This is a genomic window from Mycobacterium sp. TKK-01-0059, assembly GCF_000709305.1.
GTDB classification, from domain to species: Bacteria; Actinomycetota; Actinomycetes; order Mycobacteriales; family Mycobacteriaceae; genus Mycobacterium; species Mycobacterium intracellulare.
This window is the reverse complement of sequence record NZ_KL446993.1, coordinates 2866660-2881435: the sequence shown is the minus strand read 5'-3', so window position 1 is coordinate 2881435 and position 14776 is coordinate 2866660. Positions and strand designations below refer to the sequence as shown.

Sequence of the window (14776 nt, the reverse complement as noted above, 5' to 3'; positions counted from 1 at the left end):
CCGAAGTCAAAATATGTCCGAGAACGGTATCACGCACGGCCCCGCCCATCCCGGGTTACGAAAAGCTCGCAGCCAACGAAGCAGCGCCGCGGCCGGACGATGTCACTGGCCGTTTGCCGAGGCCGAGTCGCTCGGGATGTCAAGCGTGGCAATCGGGTACAGCCCCGAGCCGTCGCGGCCGTCCCGGGCCAAAGCCATGGGTGCGTAATTGACGACGTGCGAGGCGCCCGGCTTGTGTTGCCGCCATTCGACGGACGCCCGCAGCGTGTAGTGGCCGGGCGCCAGGCCCGTCACGTCGACGCGGACCGACTCGCTCGACGATTCGGGAACCGGCTCCTCGCGCGATTGGCTGGTCTCGTCGTGGACCAGCTTCGCCAGGTTCACCGTCGCCGGCAGGCTGCGAACCACCGCCCCCGAGAAGTCGACCAGCTTGTAACCGGGCTCCCAGTGCTCGGTGGCCGCCGCCGAACCGTAGTTGGTCCAGGCCACCGAGATCGTCGCCACCTTGCCCTGGATCGACTGCGATCCCGGCTGCGCCTCGACCGAGTACCGGTATCCCGCGGAGGTATTGGCCTTGCCCCACAGCAAAAACAGCTTGGGATCCATAGCCGAGGCAGCATCCCGGTCGGGGAAGTCGGCACTCGAGGTCATCGACACGTGGTACCTGATGACGTCGTGCAGCCCCTTCTCGTAGTACGACCGGGGGTCGGCGCCGCTGGGCAACCGGCACCACTGGCTGATCACCAGGGCCGAGGTGAGCCGCTGCTTGATCGCGTTGACGACGGCGTCGTTGGAGCGCACGTAGTGCGAGTCGCTGGCGTCGGCCCATTCCGGCAACGGCGCCTGCACCCCTAGGCAGTCCGCGCGGATGCCGACGGGCGCGACCAGTCTCTTCGTCACATCGTCGGCGAACAACTCGCGGACGATCTCCGGATTCTGGGGGGCCACCACCAATTGCGTGTGCGGGAAGGCATTCGTGTTCGCCGCGACCAACTGCGCGATGGAGGCCTTGGTGATGCTCTGGTCGCGGAACTGGCTGTAATAGCCCAGCTTTGCCACGCTGTCGTCCGGCGCGGGCCCAGGCGCGCTCAGCGAATCGCGCAGATACGCGACGTGGTTCTCGCCGAAGTCGCCGTAACCGGAGAATTCGAACACGCTGAGTCGCTCGTCGCCGTCATAGCGACGGCCGAGGGCGGCCAGCAGTTGACTGATCCCGTTGAGGTAATCGGGGTCGTTGAAATTCGGCACCACCTGGGTGACCCCCGCGGCCGAACTCTTCGCCGGCGCGGGATAACTGGCGGCGTACGGCCGCACCCAGTCCGGGATCGCGATGTTCGTGTTGTCGGAAGAGGTGTCGTTGCAACAGGATTTGTAGACGAATACGCCAAGGGTCAGGCGCATGTTCCGCGCCCCGAGCTTGTTCAGCGCGTCGTCGATCGCGCTGAAATCGAACTTGCGGTCGTCGGGCGCGTCGGGGGGCAGTGTGCGCGGATCGACCGGCTGCAACTGCCGCCACGAGACACGCAGGCTGGCGTCGTACGACGCGGGCCAGGAGGAGTACCGCTGCTGCGCCGAATTGCCTTGCGGGAAAAGCGGATTCAGCATTTCCTCGTACTGGCCGCGCAGCGGGTTCGGGATCTCCTGCGCGCTGGGTGGGATGGCCGGGCTGACCATCGCGGACAGCGGCCCGGGGTCGCTTTTACCGCCGCACGCGCTCAACACCAGCGCCGCGCACACGACAGCGGCAAGCGCGCGCGTCCTCCATGAGTACAACATCGTCACCGCGTCAGATCGCACCCGACGACACGTCCGACGGCGAGGGCCCGCGGCCGCTCGCGCAGATGGTCGTCGTCAAGGTTGCTTCTCCCAATACACACCGATGGCGCGTGCAAGTGGCCCCATATTTCGCGGTTTGTCTGGTGCGTGTATCCGACCGGGGCGGGCCACGAATTGGCGTAGCGCAGCGTATCACGCGCGTTCCGGCGACGCTCCGCCGCAGCTCAGCGGGGGTGCGGTCCGTTGACGGCGCCCTTCCGCCCGCCGGCGCGCAGTGAGACGGGTCACAATGGCGGTGTCGATGTCACGCTCGGCCGGTCTGCGGTGTCTCAAGGGCACAGGTCCTCACGAACAGGTAGGAGATTGCCATGACCGAGGTGGCGCCTCAGAGAACTCATGTCGTCGTCGTCGGCGGCGGATACGCCGGGACGCTCGCGGCCAACCATTTGCGGCAGCGCCCAGACATCGACATCACGCTGGTGAACCCCCGGCCGGTCTTCGTGGAGCGCATCCGGTTGCATCAGCTGGTCGCCGACACCGGCGCCGCGACCGCCGATTACGCGACGCTGCTCGGCGACGGGATAGAGCTGATCGTCGACACGGTCGACGGCATCGACGCCCCGGGCCGGCGCCTGCTGCTGGGCTCGGGATTCGAGCTGGACTACGACTACCTGATCTACGCCGTCGGCAGCACCGGCGCGACGCCTTCGACGGTGCCGGGCTTCGCCGAGTTCGCCCACTCGGTCGCCGACCTGGAAAGCGCGCAGCGACTGCACTACGCGCTCACCGACCTGCCGCTGCCCGCACCCGTCACCGTGGTCGGCGGTGGGCTCACGGGCATCGAGATGGCCTCCGAGCTCGCCGAGCGACGACGCCCGGTCACCCTGGTCTGCGACCCCGTTCTCGGCCCGTCGCTGAGCAAGCGGGGCCGGCGCTCGGTGGCCAAGCGGCTGCGCCGCCTCGGTGTCACCGTGCTGGAATCCGTCGCCGTGGCCGAGGTGCGCTGGGATGAGGTGGTGCTCAACGACGGCACCGTGTTGCCCAGCGCGGCCACCGTGTGGACGGCCGGATTCACCGTGCCCGATCTGGCCGCGCGCAGCGGGCTGCGCACCGACCCGATGGGCCGGCTGCTCACCGACGAAACGCTGACCAGCATCGACGACGACCGCATCGTCGCCGCCGGTGACGCAGCCGCGCCGTCCGGTCAGCCGTTGCGGATGAGTTGCCAGGCCGCCGGACCCATGGGCGCCCAGGCCGCCAACACCGTGCTCAGGCGCATCGCCGGGGACGCGCCCGCGGCGCTGAACCAGGCGTTCGTCGGACAGTGCATCAGCCTCGGTCGCGCGCACGCCACCTTCCAGCTGGCGCGCACCGACGACACCCCGGTGAACCTGTACCTCGGTGGCCGGGCCGCGGCTTCGCTCAAGGAGACGATCTGCAAGGCCACGCTGTGGGCGATCCGCCGCGAGGCCGCCAAACCCGGTTCGTATTTCTGGCTCAAGGGCGGCAAGCGGCCCGCGCAGTCACCGACCGGCGAACGGGTCGCGCTGCGATGACACGCGCACCGACCGGCAGCGAGCACGCCGAACGCTTCACCCTGCTGCGGCCGCTGCTGTTCACCATCGCCTACGAGATGCTGGGCTCGGCGACCGAGGCCGACGACGTGCTGCAGGACAGTTATCTGCGGTGGTCGGCCGTCGACCTGGCCACGGTGCGCGACACCAAGTCCTACCTGGCCCAGCTGGTCACCCGGCAGGCGCTCAACGCGCTGCGGGCCGACGCCCGCCGGCGCGAGGAGTACGTGGGCCCGTGGCTGCCCGAGCCGCTGCTCCTCGAAGACCAGGATCCGTCCACGGATGTCGTTCTCGCAGAGTCGATTTCGATGGCGATGCTGGTCCTGTTGGAGACGCTGAGTCCCGACGAGCGGGCCGTGTTCGTGCTGCGCGAGGTGTTCGGCTTCGACTACGGCGAGATCGCCCAGGCGGTGGGCAAGCCGGCGCCCACGGTGCGACAGGTGGCGCACCGGGCCCGTGAACACGTGCGGGCCCGGCGCAAGCGGTTCGAGGCGGCCGACCCGGAGCGCACCGCGGAGATCACCGCGCAGTTCCTGGCCGCGGCGGCGGGGGGCGACGTGGAAGCGCTGATGACCATGCTGGCCCCGGACGCCACCTGGACGGCCGACAGCGGCGGCGTGGTGAGCGCCGCTCGTCGGCCGGTGGTCGGCGCCGACAAGGTGGCCCGGGCGATAGCCGGCCTGATGCGCAGGGCCGCGGAGATGGCCGCGCTGCGGGTGGAGACGGTGACCTGCAACGGCGCGCCGGCGCTGCTGCTCTACCTGGGCGATCAGCTCGAAGGGGTGATCACGGTGGAGATCGCCGACGACAAGATCACCAACTTCTACGTCATGCGCAACCCGCGCAAACTGGCGGCGCTGGCCACCGCTCGCGACATCAGCCGCGGCTGAGCGGCACACTGGGTCGGTGCGCATCGACCGGCTCGGCGATCTCGGCGCCGCACCCCAGGTGCTGCGCGCCCTCGGTGACGCCACGACCCGGTTGGGTCTCCCGCCCCCGGCCGCGCTGACCGGCGAGTGGTTCGGGGCCCTGGCGGTGATCGCGCCGAGCGTGTCGGTGGGGCCGGTGGCTGTCGACGGCGTGTTCGCCGTCGAGGCCCCGCGGACTCCCGAGCCGCACGCGGTGGGCGGCGGGTGGATCGGGTACTTGTCGTACCCCGACCCCGGCGCCGACGCGCATCCGAACCGGATCCCCGAGGCCGCGGGTGGTTGGACGGACTGCGTGCTGCGCCGCGACCGCGACGGGCACTGGTGGTACGAAAGCCTCTCCGGCACGCCGATGCCGGGCTGGCTCGCCGCCGCGCTGGCCGCACCTGCGCCACCGCCGCGCGAGAGCCGGATCGACTGGGGCATCGCCGACCGGTCCGCGCACCGCGACGGGGTGCTCGCCTGCCTGGAAGCCATCCGCGCCGGCGAGGTCTACCAGGCGTGCGTGTGCACCCAATTCACCGGCACGGTCGCCGGTTTCCCGCTGGACTTCTTCGTCGATGGCGTCGCCCGCACCTCCCCGGCCCGGGCGGCCTACGTCGCGGGTGCGTGGGGCGCGGTGGCGTCGCTGTCGCCGGAGCTCTTCCTGCGCCGGCGCGGGACGGCCGTCATGTCCAGCCCGATCAAGGGCACCTTGCCGCTGGACGCCTGGCCGTCGGCGCTGCGCGCCTCGGCGAAGGAGGTGGCCGAAAACATCATGATCGTCGACCTGGTCCGCAACGATCTCGGCCGCGTGGCGGTCGTCGGATCGGTGACGGTGCCGGAGCTGTTGGTGGTGCGCCGCGCGCCGGGCGTGTGGCACCTGGTGTCCACGGTGGCCGCCCAGGTTCCGGTCGAGTTGCCGACGTCGGCGCTGCTGGACGCCACCTTCCCACCGGCCTCGGTCACCGGGACACCCAAACAGCGTGCCCGCCAACTGCTCTCGCAATGGGAACCGCACCGCCGCGGAATCTATTGCGGGACAATCGGGTTGGCCTCCCCCGTCGCCGGCTGCGAACTCAACGTCGCGATCCGCACCGTCGAATTCGACGCCGCGGGCGGGGCCGTGCTGGGTGTGGGCGGCGGGATCACCGCCGATTCCGACCCCGACGCCGAGTGGGCCGAATGCCTGCACAAGGCCTCGCCCATCGTCGGCCTGCCGTCGATCACGGCCGCCAGCCCCGCCGGCTTGTCCTGACGGCGGCGGCCCGCTGCGCCCGGCCTATGTCGATTGTGGCGACCCGCGGCGAGACCGCAGCACCGCGTCGTAGAGCTGGCGGGACCGCACCTCGGGATACGCGGCCGCCACCTCGCCGCAGGCGTCCTTGACGCGAGCACCGCCCGCGACCAGCTCCTCGACCTCGACGACCAGCGAAGGCAGGTCGGCGCGCGGCGTCGCGCCGGCCAGCACCACGGTGATCTCGCCGAGCACACCGTCGGCCGCCCACTGCGCCAGCTCGTCGAGCGATCCGCGCACCACCTCTTCGTGCACTTTGGTCAGTTCCCGGCAGACCGCGGCCCGCCGCGCGCCGCCGAGCCGCTCTACCGCGTCCTGCAAACAGGCGGGTAACCGGCGCGGCGACTCGAAGAACACGCAGGTGCGTCGCTCGTCGGCCAGCGAATCCAGCCAGGTGCGTCGGGCCGCCTTCTTGCGCGGCGCGAACCCCTCGAAGCAGAATTTGTCCGCCGGCAGGCCGGACACGGCCAGCGCGGTGGTCACCGCCGAGGGTCCCGGCAGGCATCCCACCGGCAGGCCGGCTTCCACGCACGCCGTCACCAGCCGGAAGCCGGGGTCGTTGATCAGCGGCATCCCGGCGTCGCTGACCACCAGCACGGTCGCGCCGGCCCTGATCGCATCGAGCACCGGGTCCACCCGGGTGGCCTCGACCCGGTCGAACATGCTGATCACCCGGCCGGTGATCTTCACCTCGAGGGCGGTGGCCAACGTCCGGACCCTGCGGGTGTCCTCGGCGGCCACCACGTCGGCCGTGGCCAGCGCGTCCAGGAGGCGGGGCGAGGCGTCCGAGGGCTGGCCCAAGGGGGTCGCGCCCAGCAACAGGCGGCCGGTGGTCATGGTCGACAGCCTACGATCGACACCGATGACTGCCCCGCCCCGCGAATCCCCCTTGAACACCCAGGGTGTCGAAAAGGAGCGCGTGGTCCCGGTCGTCAGCCCGGGCCCGCGGGTTCCGGTGGCCGATTTCGGTCCGACCGATCACGTCCGCGGCTGGGTGGTGACCGGCGTGATCACCGTGGCGGCCGCGGTGACCCGCTTCCTGAACCTGGGCTCGCCCACCGATGCCGGCACGCCGGTCTTCGACGAGAAGCACTACGCCCCGCAGGCTTGGCAGGCGCTGCACAACCACGGGGTGGAGGACAATCCGGGGTTCGGTCTGGTTGTCCACCCGCCGGTGGGCAAGCAGCTCATCGCGATCGGCGAGGCGATCTTCGGCTACAGCGGCGTCGGCTGGCGGTTCACCGGCGCATTGCTCGGCGTGGTCATGGTGGCGCTGGTGATGCGGATCGTCCGGCGGATCAGCCGGTCGACGCTGGTCGGCGCGATCGCCGGGGTGCTGGTCATCTGCGACGGCGTCAGCTTCGTCGCCTCGCGGACCGCGCTGCTCGACGGCATCCTGACGTTTTTCGTGGTCGCCGCGTTCGGCGCGTTGATCGTCGACCGCGACGAGGTGCGGCAACGAATGCACGTCGCGCTGCTGCAGGGCCGCAATGCCGACACGGTGTGGGGCCCACGCCTGGGTGTGCGGTGGTGGCGCTTCGGCGCCGGGGTGCTGCTCGGATTGGCATGCGGCACAAAGTGGTCGGGCCTGTACTTCGTGGTGTTTTTCGGCGTGATGTCGCTGGCGTTCGACGTGGCCGCGCGCCGCCAGTATCAGGTCGACCGGCCCTGGATGGGGACGCTGCGACGCGACCTCGTCCCCACCGGCTATGCGCTGGGCCTGATTCCGGTGCTGGTGTACCTGGCCAGCTACGCCCCGTGGTTCGCCTCCGAGACGGCCATCGATCGGCACGAGGTGGGCCAGACGATCGGCCCGCATTCGTTGATCCCGCTACCCGATGCGATTCGGTCGCTGTGGCACTACTCGGCCAAGGCTTTTCAATTCCACGCGAGCCTGACGAATGCGGCGGGCAACTATCACCCGTGGGAATCGAAACCGTGGAGCTGGCCAATGTCGTTGCGGCCGGTGCTCTATGCGATCGACGAGCAGAACGTGCCGGGCTGCGGCGCGCAGTCCTGCGTCAAGGCCGAGATGCTGGTGGGTACGCCGGCGCTGTGGTGGGTGGCGGTGCCGGTGTTGATTTTCGCGCTGTGGCGCATGCTGGTACGCCGCGATTGGCGTTACGCCGCTGTGCTGGTGGGCTATTGCGCGGGCTGGCTGCCGTGGTTCGCCAACATCGATCGGCAGATGTACTTCTTCTACGCGGCGACGATGGCGCCGTTTTTGGTGATGGCCATCGCGCTGATTTGCGGCGACATCCTCTACACCCCGGGGGCGCCCGCCCGGGGGCCCGGGGTGAACTCGGAGCGACGCACGCTGGGGTTGATCGCCGTCTGCGCCTATGTGGCGTTGGTGGTGACCAATTTCGCCTGGCTGTTCCCGGTGCTCACCGGTCTGCCGATTTCGCAGCAGACGTGGAACATGGAGATCTGGCTGCCCAGCTGGCGCTAGTACCGCGAGCAGACGCAAAAGCACCTAAAATTCTGGCGTGTCGGGTGCTTTTGTGTCTGCTCGCGGTGTTGCGCTTCAGACCGCGTCGCGGCTGACGGGGCACGACATGCAGCGGGGGCCGCCGCGGCCGGTGCCCAATTCGGATCCCGCGATGGTCAGCACTTCGATGCCGGCCTCCTGCAGGCGAATGTTGGTCTGCGCGTTGCGTTCATAGGCGACGACGACGCCGGGTGCCAGCGCCAGCGTGTTGTTGCCGTCGTCCCACTGCTCGCGTTCGGCGATGACGGGGTCGAGCCCGGTGTCGATCACCCGCAGCTTGTCGATCTCCATCGCCTTGGCCGCGCCTTCCAGGAAGGGGACCTCGTCGCTGATGGCGACCCCGTCGGGGGTGCGCTGGATGGTGAACGCCGACAACGTGTCGACGATGTTGGCGTACATCACCACCGTGTCCGTGTCGACCATCGTGCACACCGTGTCCAGATGCATCTGCGCGCGCCGCTGCGCAATCGGCACCGCGAGCACCGTCTGCGCGAGATCGTCGTCAAACAGGCTGCGGGCCAACGCTTCCGCGCCGGCGGGGGTGGTGCGCTCCCCCACGCCGACCGCGACCACGCCGGGCGCGAGCAGCAGCACGTCACCACCCTCGACGGGCGCGGTACGCGACTCGTAGGCGCGCCGCACCCCGGTGAACCGCGGGTGATGGGCGTAGATGAGATCGGTCAACGACGCCTCGCGGACCCGGGCCCGCAGCGCCAGCGTCGGGATCACCACCCGCGGGCCGATCCAGATCGACGAGTCCCGGGTGAACACCAGGTTGGGCAGCGGTTCGATGACGAAATCGCCGCCGTGGTGCATGCGCAGCACCAACGACACGTCGGTGCGGGTGTCCGCGGGCAACTCGTTGAACGTCATGCCCGCCATCAGGACCTGCGCCAGCCGGGCGGGCTCCAGTCCCCGCAGGTACGCCGAAAGCTCTTGCGCCAGTGGCACTCCGAGCCTCCGCGCGTCCACGGCGGCCGCCACGCCCTGCATCCGCGCGGCCCCGCTGTGCGTCAGCGCCTCGGTGAGCAGGTCCGACAGCAACAGCACTTCGACCCCGCGGGAACGCAGCACCTCGGCGAACTGGTCGTGCTCGTCCTGCGCGCGAGCGACCCACGGGAGGCCGTCGAACAGCAGCTGGTCGACGTTGCGCGGGTTGAGGCGGAGCAACTCGGCGCCCGGGCGGTGCACGATGACCGTGCGCAGCGCGCCGACCTCGGACTTGGTGCCCAGCTCAACCTCACCCACGACTCAACCGTAGCGGCGGCGGGAGCCGGACGGGCGCGTCACACGCCCGTCGCGCGGCCCACCCGCCATCGAACGGATGTGCGATAAACTGGGTCGCGTGGAGGTTGCGGTTCAAGGCTCCCTGTTCCAGCACACCGAGCGCCGACAGCTCGGTGACGGCGCGTTCATCGAAATCCGCGCCGGCTGGCTGACCGACGCGGACGACCTGCTGGACGCCTTGTTGTCGACGGTGCCGTGGCGCGAGGAACGCCGCCAGATGTACGACCGGGTGGTCGACGTCCCTCGGCTGGTCAGCTTCCACGACCTCACGGTCGACGATCCGCCGCACCCGATGCTGACGCGGCTGCGGCGGCGGCTCAACGACATCTACGCCGGCGAGCTCGGTGAGCCGTTCACCACGGTGGGGCTGTGCTGCTACCGCGACGGCTCCGACAGCGTGGCCTGGCACGGCGACACGATCGGCCGGAGCAGTTCCGAGGACACCATGGTGGCGATCGTCAGCCTGGGCGCCACCCGCGCGTTCGCGATGCGGCGCCGCGGCGGGGGCCCGTCGCTGCGGCTGCCGCAGGCGCACGGGGATCTGCTGGTGATGGGCGGGTCATGCCAGCGGACGTGGGAGCACGCCGTGCCCAAGACGGCGGCACCGGTCGGTCCTCGGGTCAGCATCCAGTTCCGGCCGCGCGGCGTGCGTTGAAGGTTAGGCACGCACCGACGCCACCGCTTTGACGAGCAGGTCGCGCGCGCGTTGGGTGTCGACCGGCGCGACGGGCTGATCGGGAATCACCAGCGGGTTGGCGATGACGATCACCTGGTAGTCGCCGAATGAGGCCGAATAGTCGAACAACTCGCCGGTGCGTGGCCCGCCCGGGGTCAGCGCCTGCATGACGCGATGCACGCCCAGCGTGCGGGTGCTGTCGATCTGCGGCGCCTCGACCACCTGGACGCCCCCGCGCAGCTGCGGGCCGGCGAAGGTCACCTTTTGGCAGTCTTTCCCGGGATCGTTGAGGGGCAACGCTTTTGAGGTCTCCAGCGCGATCACCACGAACCGGTTGCCGCGGCCCTCGGCGGTGACCGCGGACATGTTGCCCTGCAGGTCCGCCGGCATGTCCGGCCCGGCCGCCACTTTCGCGCAGGTCGCCGGGTCGAACGTCAATCCATCGGGCAGTTTTCGGCCGGCGAGCAGCTTGGGATCGATTCCCCGTTCGCTGATGTCGCTGACCTTGAAATCGGGTCCGAAGCTGGACTTGACGTCGGCGACCTTGTTGATGTCGACCTTCGCCACGGGAGTGGCCGATGAGCACCCGGCCAGGACGCAGGCGGCCGCGAGCGCGAGCAACATCTTGGACATCGTGGCCAATCTACCCAAGCGGATCGTTCAGCTGCGCAACGTGGACACCGTTTTGGCGAGCAGATCCGCGGCGAATCGCGGTGGCAGGACCGGAAGCGCTGAACCTGGATCGGTGGTCAGCGTGGTGAACGCGTAAAAGTCGCCCAGATACGCGGTGAATGTGTAGACGCGGGAATCTATTTCGGTGCCCGACTCGACCGATGACCTGACGTCGGCGACCATGCCGATGGTCTGGACACCATCGACGTGCGGCGCATCGGTGAGGTGGACGTGTGCCACGGTGTTCCCGGCGGTCTCCGACCAGTGGGCACACGCGGTGAGCAGGTCCTCCGGGAATTCCACCGGTCCCGGCAAAGCCACCACCACCGCGTTGACGATGCCACCGCTCCCCGAGCCCGACACGCCCTGCGCCGATTGGTCGCGCCCGTTACCGGGGTCGGCGAGCGTCCCGCATTTGGCGGGCTTGGAGTGTGGGTCGTCGCCCAGGCCCCAGATCACCCTCGGCGAGGCGGCGCTGGGGATTGCGGTGCTCACCTCGTAACCGGGCGGCATGTCGCGAATGATCCGTTTGATGTTGGCGGGGTTGACGGCGGCGGTGTTGCTCGGCGGCGATTTCGCCGGAACCGCCGGCGGTTTGGGCGCGGGTTGATGAGCGCACCCGGCGACGGCCAGCGTGAGCGCGGTAGTCAGCGCCGGGCCAATCCCGAACGGCCGCATGAGGCGTTGATAGCACAGGACGCCGCCGTAGCGGCGCCCCCACGCCAGCGCCGGTCTCAGCCGACCGCCTCGATCACCTGCCGGGCCACGCGCCTGATCTGCTCGGCCTCGTCGGGGCCGAACGGCAGGTGACGCGGGTGCGGCACGTCGATCACGGTGGTGATCACACCGATGTCTTCACGCTGCCACACGGCGCCGTAGCGGTCCATGATCGCGCGCATCGGCCCATTGTCGGAAAGCATTCGCGCGGAAAACCTTTCGACACCGTCGACATCGGCGGCGATGGACAGTGCGCTGATCAAATAGGTGCCGATGCCCCGGCCCTGATAGGCGTCGGCGACGGTGAACGCGATCTCGGCGACCGTCGGGTCGTTTTCGTCGCGGACGAACCGCGCGTCGGCCACCGGGTCGCTGCCGTCGGTGACCACCCACACGAAGTGGTCGACGTAGTCGACCTCCGACAGGTAGTGCATCAACGCAGGCGTGGGAAGACGCGGGGTCATGAAGCGCCGATACAGCGTGTCGCCGGAGAAGTAGATGTGTCCGTGCACGGTGCGCTCGCTGTCGCCGGGCAGCACCGGGCGCAGCAACAGGAGCGTGCCGTCGCGCACGCGAATCGGGATCGGCGTGATGAATGCGGCGAGCCGCTGGCGCGCGGTGCGCAACAGCCGCGGCGTGATGCCCGGGATGTGCACCATGCTGGCGAAGGATCTGGTGTCACCGACCCATCCGGTCAGCGGTTCGGCGGCGCTGACCGTCGCGGTCCGGGGAATGTCGCGCAGCAGGGCGATCTCGCCGACGATCATGCCGGGGGACGCATGCTCGACGATCACCACGCCGTCGTCACCGACGTGTTTGATCTCGGCGGTACCCGAGGAGATCAGCAGGAACGACACGGCTTGCTCCCCCTGGCGCATCAGCACCTCGCCGGCCGTGGCGCGCAGGGGCTGCAGGCGGCCCGCCAACGGCGCAAGGTCTTCGGGGGGACATCCCTTGAAGATGTCCATCGTCGCCAGCTCGTCCACCCGGGCGCCGGTCAGTCCGGCCACCGCTACCGACCGCCGCCCGCAGCATCGCGACACCGCTGTGCGCGTCGCGATGGTGCCATGACCTGCCCCGCCTGCTTGCCGTCGTCTGGTGCGCCAGGCCCGAGCCTCCTGGACGCGGTCGGATGTTGCCCAGGTTATGAGCAGGTTGCGGCCGCGGCAAGGATGCCGGCGTCTTATGAGCCGAAACTAGTGCGCGGCCCGGGCGGCCAGGATGAGCTCGACCGCGGCGGCGAGGTCGTCCACCACGATGTCGGCGTCAGGGGACGCCACGCCGCCGGAGCAAAGCAGGATGGTCGCCGCTCCCGCCGCCCGGCCCGCCCTCATGTCGATGTCGCTGTCGCCGATCATCACCGATGCGGTCAGATCGATGCCGTGTTCGGCCGCGGCGCGCAACAACATGCCGGTGCCGGGTTTGCGGCAGTCGCAACTGTTCGCCGCGTGCGGGCAATGATAGGCGGCGTCGATCCGGGCGCCTTCGTCCGCGAGCAGTTGTTGCAGACGGTTCTGGACGGCAGTGAAATGTATTGGAACGGAAGCGGGTTCGGAGAGCCACCGCTGGTTGGTCACCAGCACGGTCCGCAGCCCCGCGGCGTTCAGGGCGGCCAGCGCCGCGGCGGCGCCCGGCAGCAGCACCAGGTCCCCGGGTGACCGGATGTACTCACCCTCGGCCGCCTTGACGTTGATGGTGCCGTCTCGGTCCAGAAAGACGGTGCGCACATTGCGCAGATCGGCTACCGCCATCGTCGACGTCAGGACGGCCCGGGAAACAGTGCCGCCTCGACCATTTCGCAAATGGAATGGCCCAGGTGCAGGCATGCCTCCTGAACCCGGGCCGTGTCCTCGCTGGGAACCCGGATGCAGATTTTCGCCACATCGGCCACCTTGCCGCCGAGTGCGCCCGTGAGCGTGACGGTCGTCATTCCCGCCTGGCCGGCGACCTCGAGCGCGCGAACGACGTTGGGAGAGTTGCCCGACGTGGTCAGCCCGATCACCACGTCCCCGGGGCGCCCGGTGGCGAGAACCTGGCGGGCGAACACCTCGTCGTAGGAGTAGTCGTTGGAGATCGCCGTGATCGCGGCCGTCGCGTCGGGCAGGCTGATCGCCGCCAGACCGGGACGGTCAAAGGCGTAGCGCCCCATGAGTTCTGCCGCCAGGTGCCCGGCGTCTTGCGCCGATCCCCCGTTGCCGAAGAAGATCACCTTCCCCCCGGCGCGCAGCGAGTCGATGATCGCGCGCGCGACCTCGACGGTCTGCGCGGCGACATCGCCCTGCTGCATCTGTTGCTTGACCGCGATCGTGTCGGCCAAGCGCTGCTGAACCAGCCTCACGCTCGGCGAGACCGCGTCCGAGCTGGTCATGCCAGCCATGTCGTCAATCCCTTGCTCTCGAACGCGAATTCGGTGACGTTGGCCTCCGCGCCCTCGAGCGCTTCGATGAGCCGGTGCTTCTTGGCGAAGTCACAGAACAACAGGATGTATCCCCCACCGCCGGCCCCGGTGAGCTTGCCGCCCAGCGCCCCGTTCTTCAGGGCCAGCTCGTAGAGGTCGTCGATACGCTCGTTGGTGATGTAGGGCGACATGCGCTTCTTCTGGGTCCACGCCTCGCCCAGCAGTGCACCGAAGTCGTTCAGCTTGCCTGTCAGCAACGCCGCTTTCATCGCGACCGCCAAGTCCTTCTGGGCCCGCAGGCCCTCCAGCGTGTCATCCGAACCTGTTGTGGCGCGGCGAGTTTGGTCCTCGATCACCCGCGCCGAGTCGCGGGTGATGCCCGTGTAGCACAGCAGCAGGCTGAGCTCGAGCTCGAAGGCGGTCTCGTCGCGGATTCGCAGCGGATTGACGATCACGCGGTCGGTGAACTCGATGAAGTTGAAGCCGCCGAACGTCGCGGCGTACATGTCCTGCATGCCGCCCGCGATGCCCAGGTCGTCGCGTTCGATGGCACACGCCAGTTGGGCCGTCTCGTATTCGCCCATGGGCACCCGGTAGTGCTCGGCGAGCAGGCCGGTGAGCGTGACCATCATCGTCGACGATGAGCCCAGCCCCGATCCCGGCGGGGCGCTGGAGCGCAGTACCAGGTCATAGCCGTCCGTGCCGTCGCGGCCGAACCGGCGCACCGCGGCCTTGATCAGATCGAGGCTGCCGTCGTAGAGAATCTCGCTGTCGAGCGTCATCTCGTGCGTGGTCTTGAAGTCCACCGACTCGATGCTGACCCGGCGGTCGGTGCGCGGGGTAAGGGATCCCTGGGCGTAGCGGTCGATGGTCGCCGACAGGACGCAGCCGCCTTCGGTCGTCGGGAACGGGGGCACGTCGGTGCCGCCGCCGGCGAACGAGATCCGCAACGGCGCTCGCGCGCGGATTCGTGGACGCGTCAT

At 69.3% G+C, this 14776-nt stretch carries 14 protein-coding genes; 5 read left to right on the top strand and 9 right to left on the bottom strand.

The window, feature by feature from the left end:
- Positions 1-102: 102 nt before the first annotated feature.
- Entirely contained in the window at positions 103-1776 is a 1674-nt protein-coding gene (locus K883_RS14005; RefSeq protein ID WP_051197798.1) for a hypothetical protein, read from the bottom strand.
- Positions 1777-2144: 368 nt separating this feature from the next.
- On the opposite strand from K883_RS14005, the gene K883_RS14000 reads away from it, so the two are divergent.
- The 3 genes from K883_RS14000 to K883_RS13990 are packed head-to-tail and all read left to right on the top strand — an operon-like array spanning position 2145 to position 5513.
- On the top strand, positions 2145-3332 hold the full coding sequence (locus K883_RS14000) for an NAD(P)/FAD-dependent oxidoreductase (RefSeq protein ID WP_036454742.1): 1188 nt from the start codon (positions 2145-2147) through the stop codon (positions 3330-3332).
- On the top strand, positions 3329-4240 hold the full coding sequence (locus K883_RS13995; protein WP_036454740.1) for an RNA polymerase sigma-70 factor: 912 nt from the start codon (positions 3329-3331) through the stop codon (positions 4238-4240). Before K883_RS14000 ends, K883_RS13995 begins: the two co-directional genes overlap by 4 nt.
- A gap of 16 nt (positions 4241-4256) precedes the next feature.
- Positions 4257-5513, top strand: a complete 1257-nt coding sequence (locus K883_RS13990) for an aminodeoxychorismate synthase component I (RefSeq protein WP_036454738.1) — start codon at positions 4257-4259, stop codon at positions 5511-5513.
- A 24-nt stretch (positions 5514-5537) separates the two neighbouring features.
- Here K883_RS13990 and rsmI read toward each other — a convergent pair whose 3' ends face one another.
- The gene (gene rsmI / locus K883_RS13985) at positions 5538-6389 is read right to left on the bottom strand and encodes a 16S rRNA (cytidine(1402)-2'-O)-methyltransferase (RefSeq protein ID WP_036454736.1); all 852 of its coding nucleotides are present in this window, start codon (positions 6387-6389) and stop codon (positions 5538-5540) included.
- 82 nt (positions 6390-6471) lie between these two features.
- On the opposite strand from rsmI, the gene K883_RS13980 reads away from it, so the two are divergent.
- Positions 6472-8004, top strand: coding sequence for a dolichyl-phosphate-mannose--protein mannosyltransferase (locus tag K883_RS13980; protein WP_161807784.1), 1533 nt, complete (start codon positions 6472-6474; stop codon positions 8002-8004).
- Between the two features lie 75 nt (positions 8005-8079).
- Here K883_RS13980 and arcA read toward each other — a convergent pair whose 3' ends face one another.
- A complete protein-coding gene (gene arcA, locus K883_RS13975) occupies positions 8080-9291 on the bottom strand; it encodes an arginine deiminase (RefSeq protein WP_020821748.1) in 1212 nt (403 codons plus the stop codon).
- 97 nt (positions 9292-9388) lie between these two features.
- Here arcA and K883_RS13970 point away from each other — a divergent pair, with 97 nt between their 5' ends.
- Entirely contained in the window at positions 9389-9985 is a 597-nt protein-coding gene (locus K883_RS13970; RefSeq protein WP_009954975.1) for an alpha-ketoglutarate-dependent dioxygenase AlkB, read from the top strand.
- Positions 9986-9988: 3 nt separating this feature from the next.
- On the opposite strand, the gene K883_RS13965 is transcribed toward K883_RS13970, so the two are convergent.
- The 6 genes from K883_RS13965 to K883_RS13940 form a co-directional block, all read right to left on the bottom strand.
- Positions 9989-10639, bottom strand: coding sequence for a DUF5642 family protein (locus tag K883_RS13965; protein WP_020821747.1), 651 nt, complete (start codon positions 10637-10639; stop codon positions 9989-9991).
- A gap of 27 nt (positions 10640-10666) precedes the next feature.
- On the bottom strand, positions 10667-11356 hold the full coding sequence (locus K883_RS13960) for a DUF5642 family protein (RefSeq protein ID WP_020821746.1): 690 nt from the start codon (positions 11354-11356) through the stop codon (positions 10667-10669).
- A gap of 56 nt (positions 11357-11412) precedes the next feature.
- On the bottom strand, positions 11413-12363 hold the full coding sequence (locus K883_RS13955; RefSeq protein WP_086427176.1) for a GNAT family N-acetyltransferase: 951 nt from the start codon (positions 12361-12363) through the stop codon (positions 11413-11415).
- Positions 12364-12591: 228 nt separating this feature from the next.
- A complete protein-coding gene (locus K883_RS13950; protein ID WP_020821744.1) occupies positions 12592-13146 on the bottom strand; it encodes an HAD-IIIA family hydrolase in 555 nt (184 codons plus the stop codon).
- 8 nt (positions 13147-13154) lie between these two features.
- Positions 13155-13772: a D-sedoheptulose-7-phosphate isomerase gene (locus K883_RS13945; protein WP_179945067.1), complete on the bottom strand. Its 618-nt coding sequence runs from the start codon at positions 13770-13772 to the stop codon at positions 13155-13157.
- On the bottom strand, positions 13760-14776 hold the full coding sequence (locus K883_RS13940; RefSeq protein ID WP_020821742.1) for a GHMP family kinase ATP-binding protein: 1017 nt from the start codon (positions 14774-14776) through the stop codon (positions 13760-13762). Before K883_RS13940 ends, K883_RS13945 begins: the two co-directional genes overlap by 13 nt.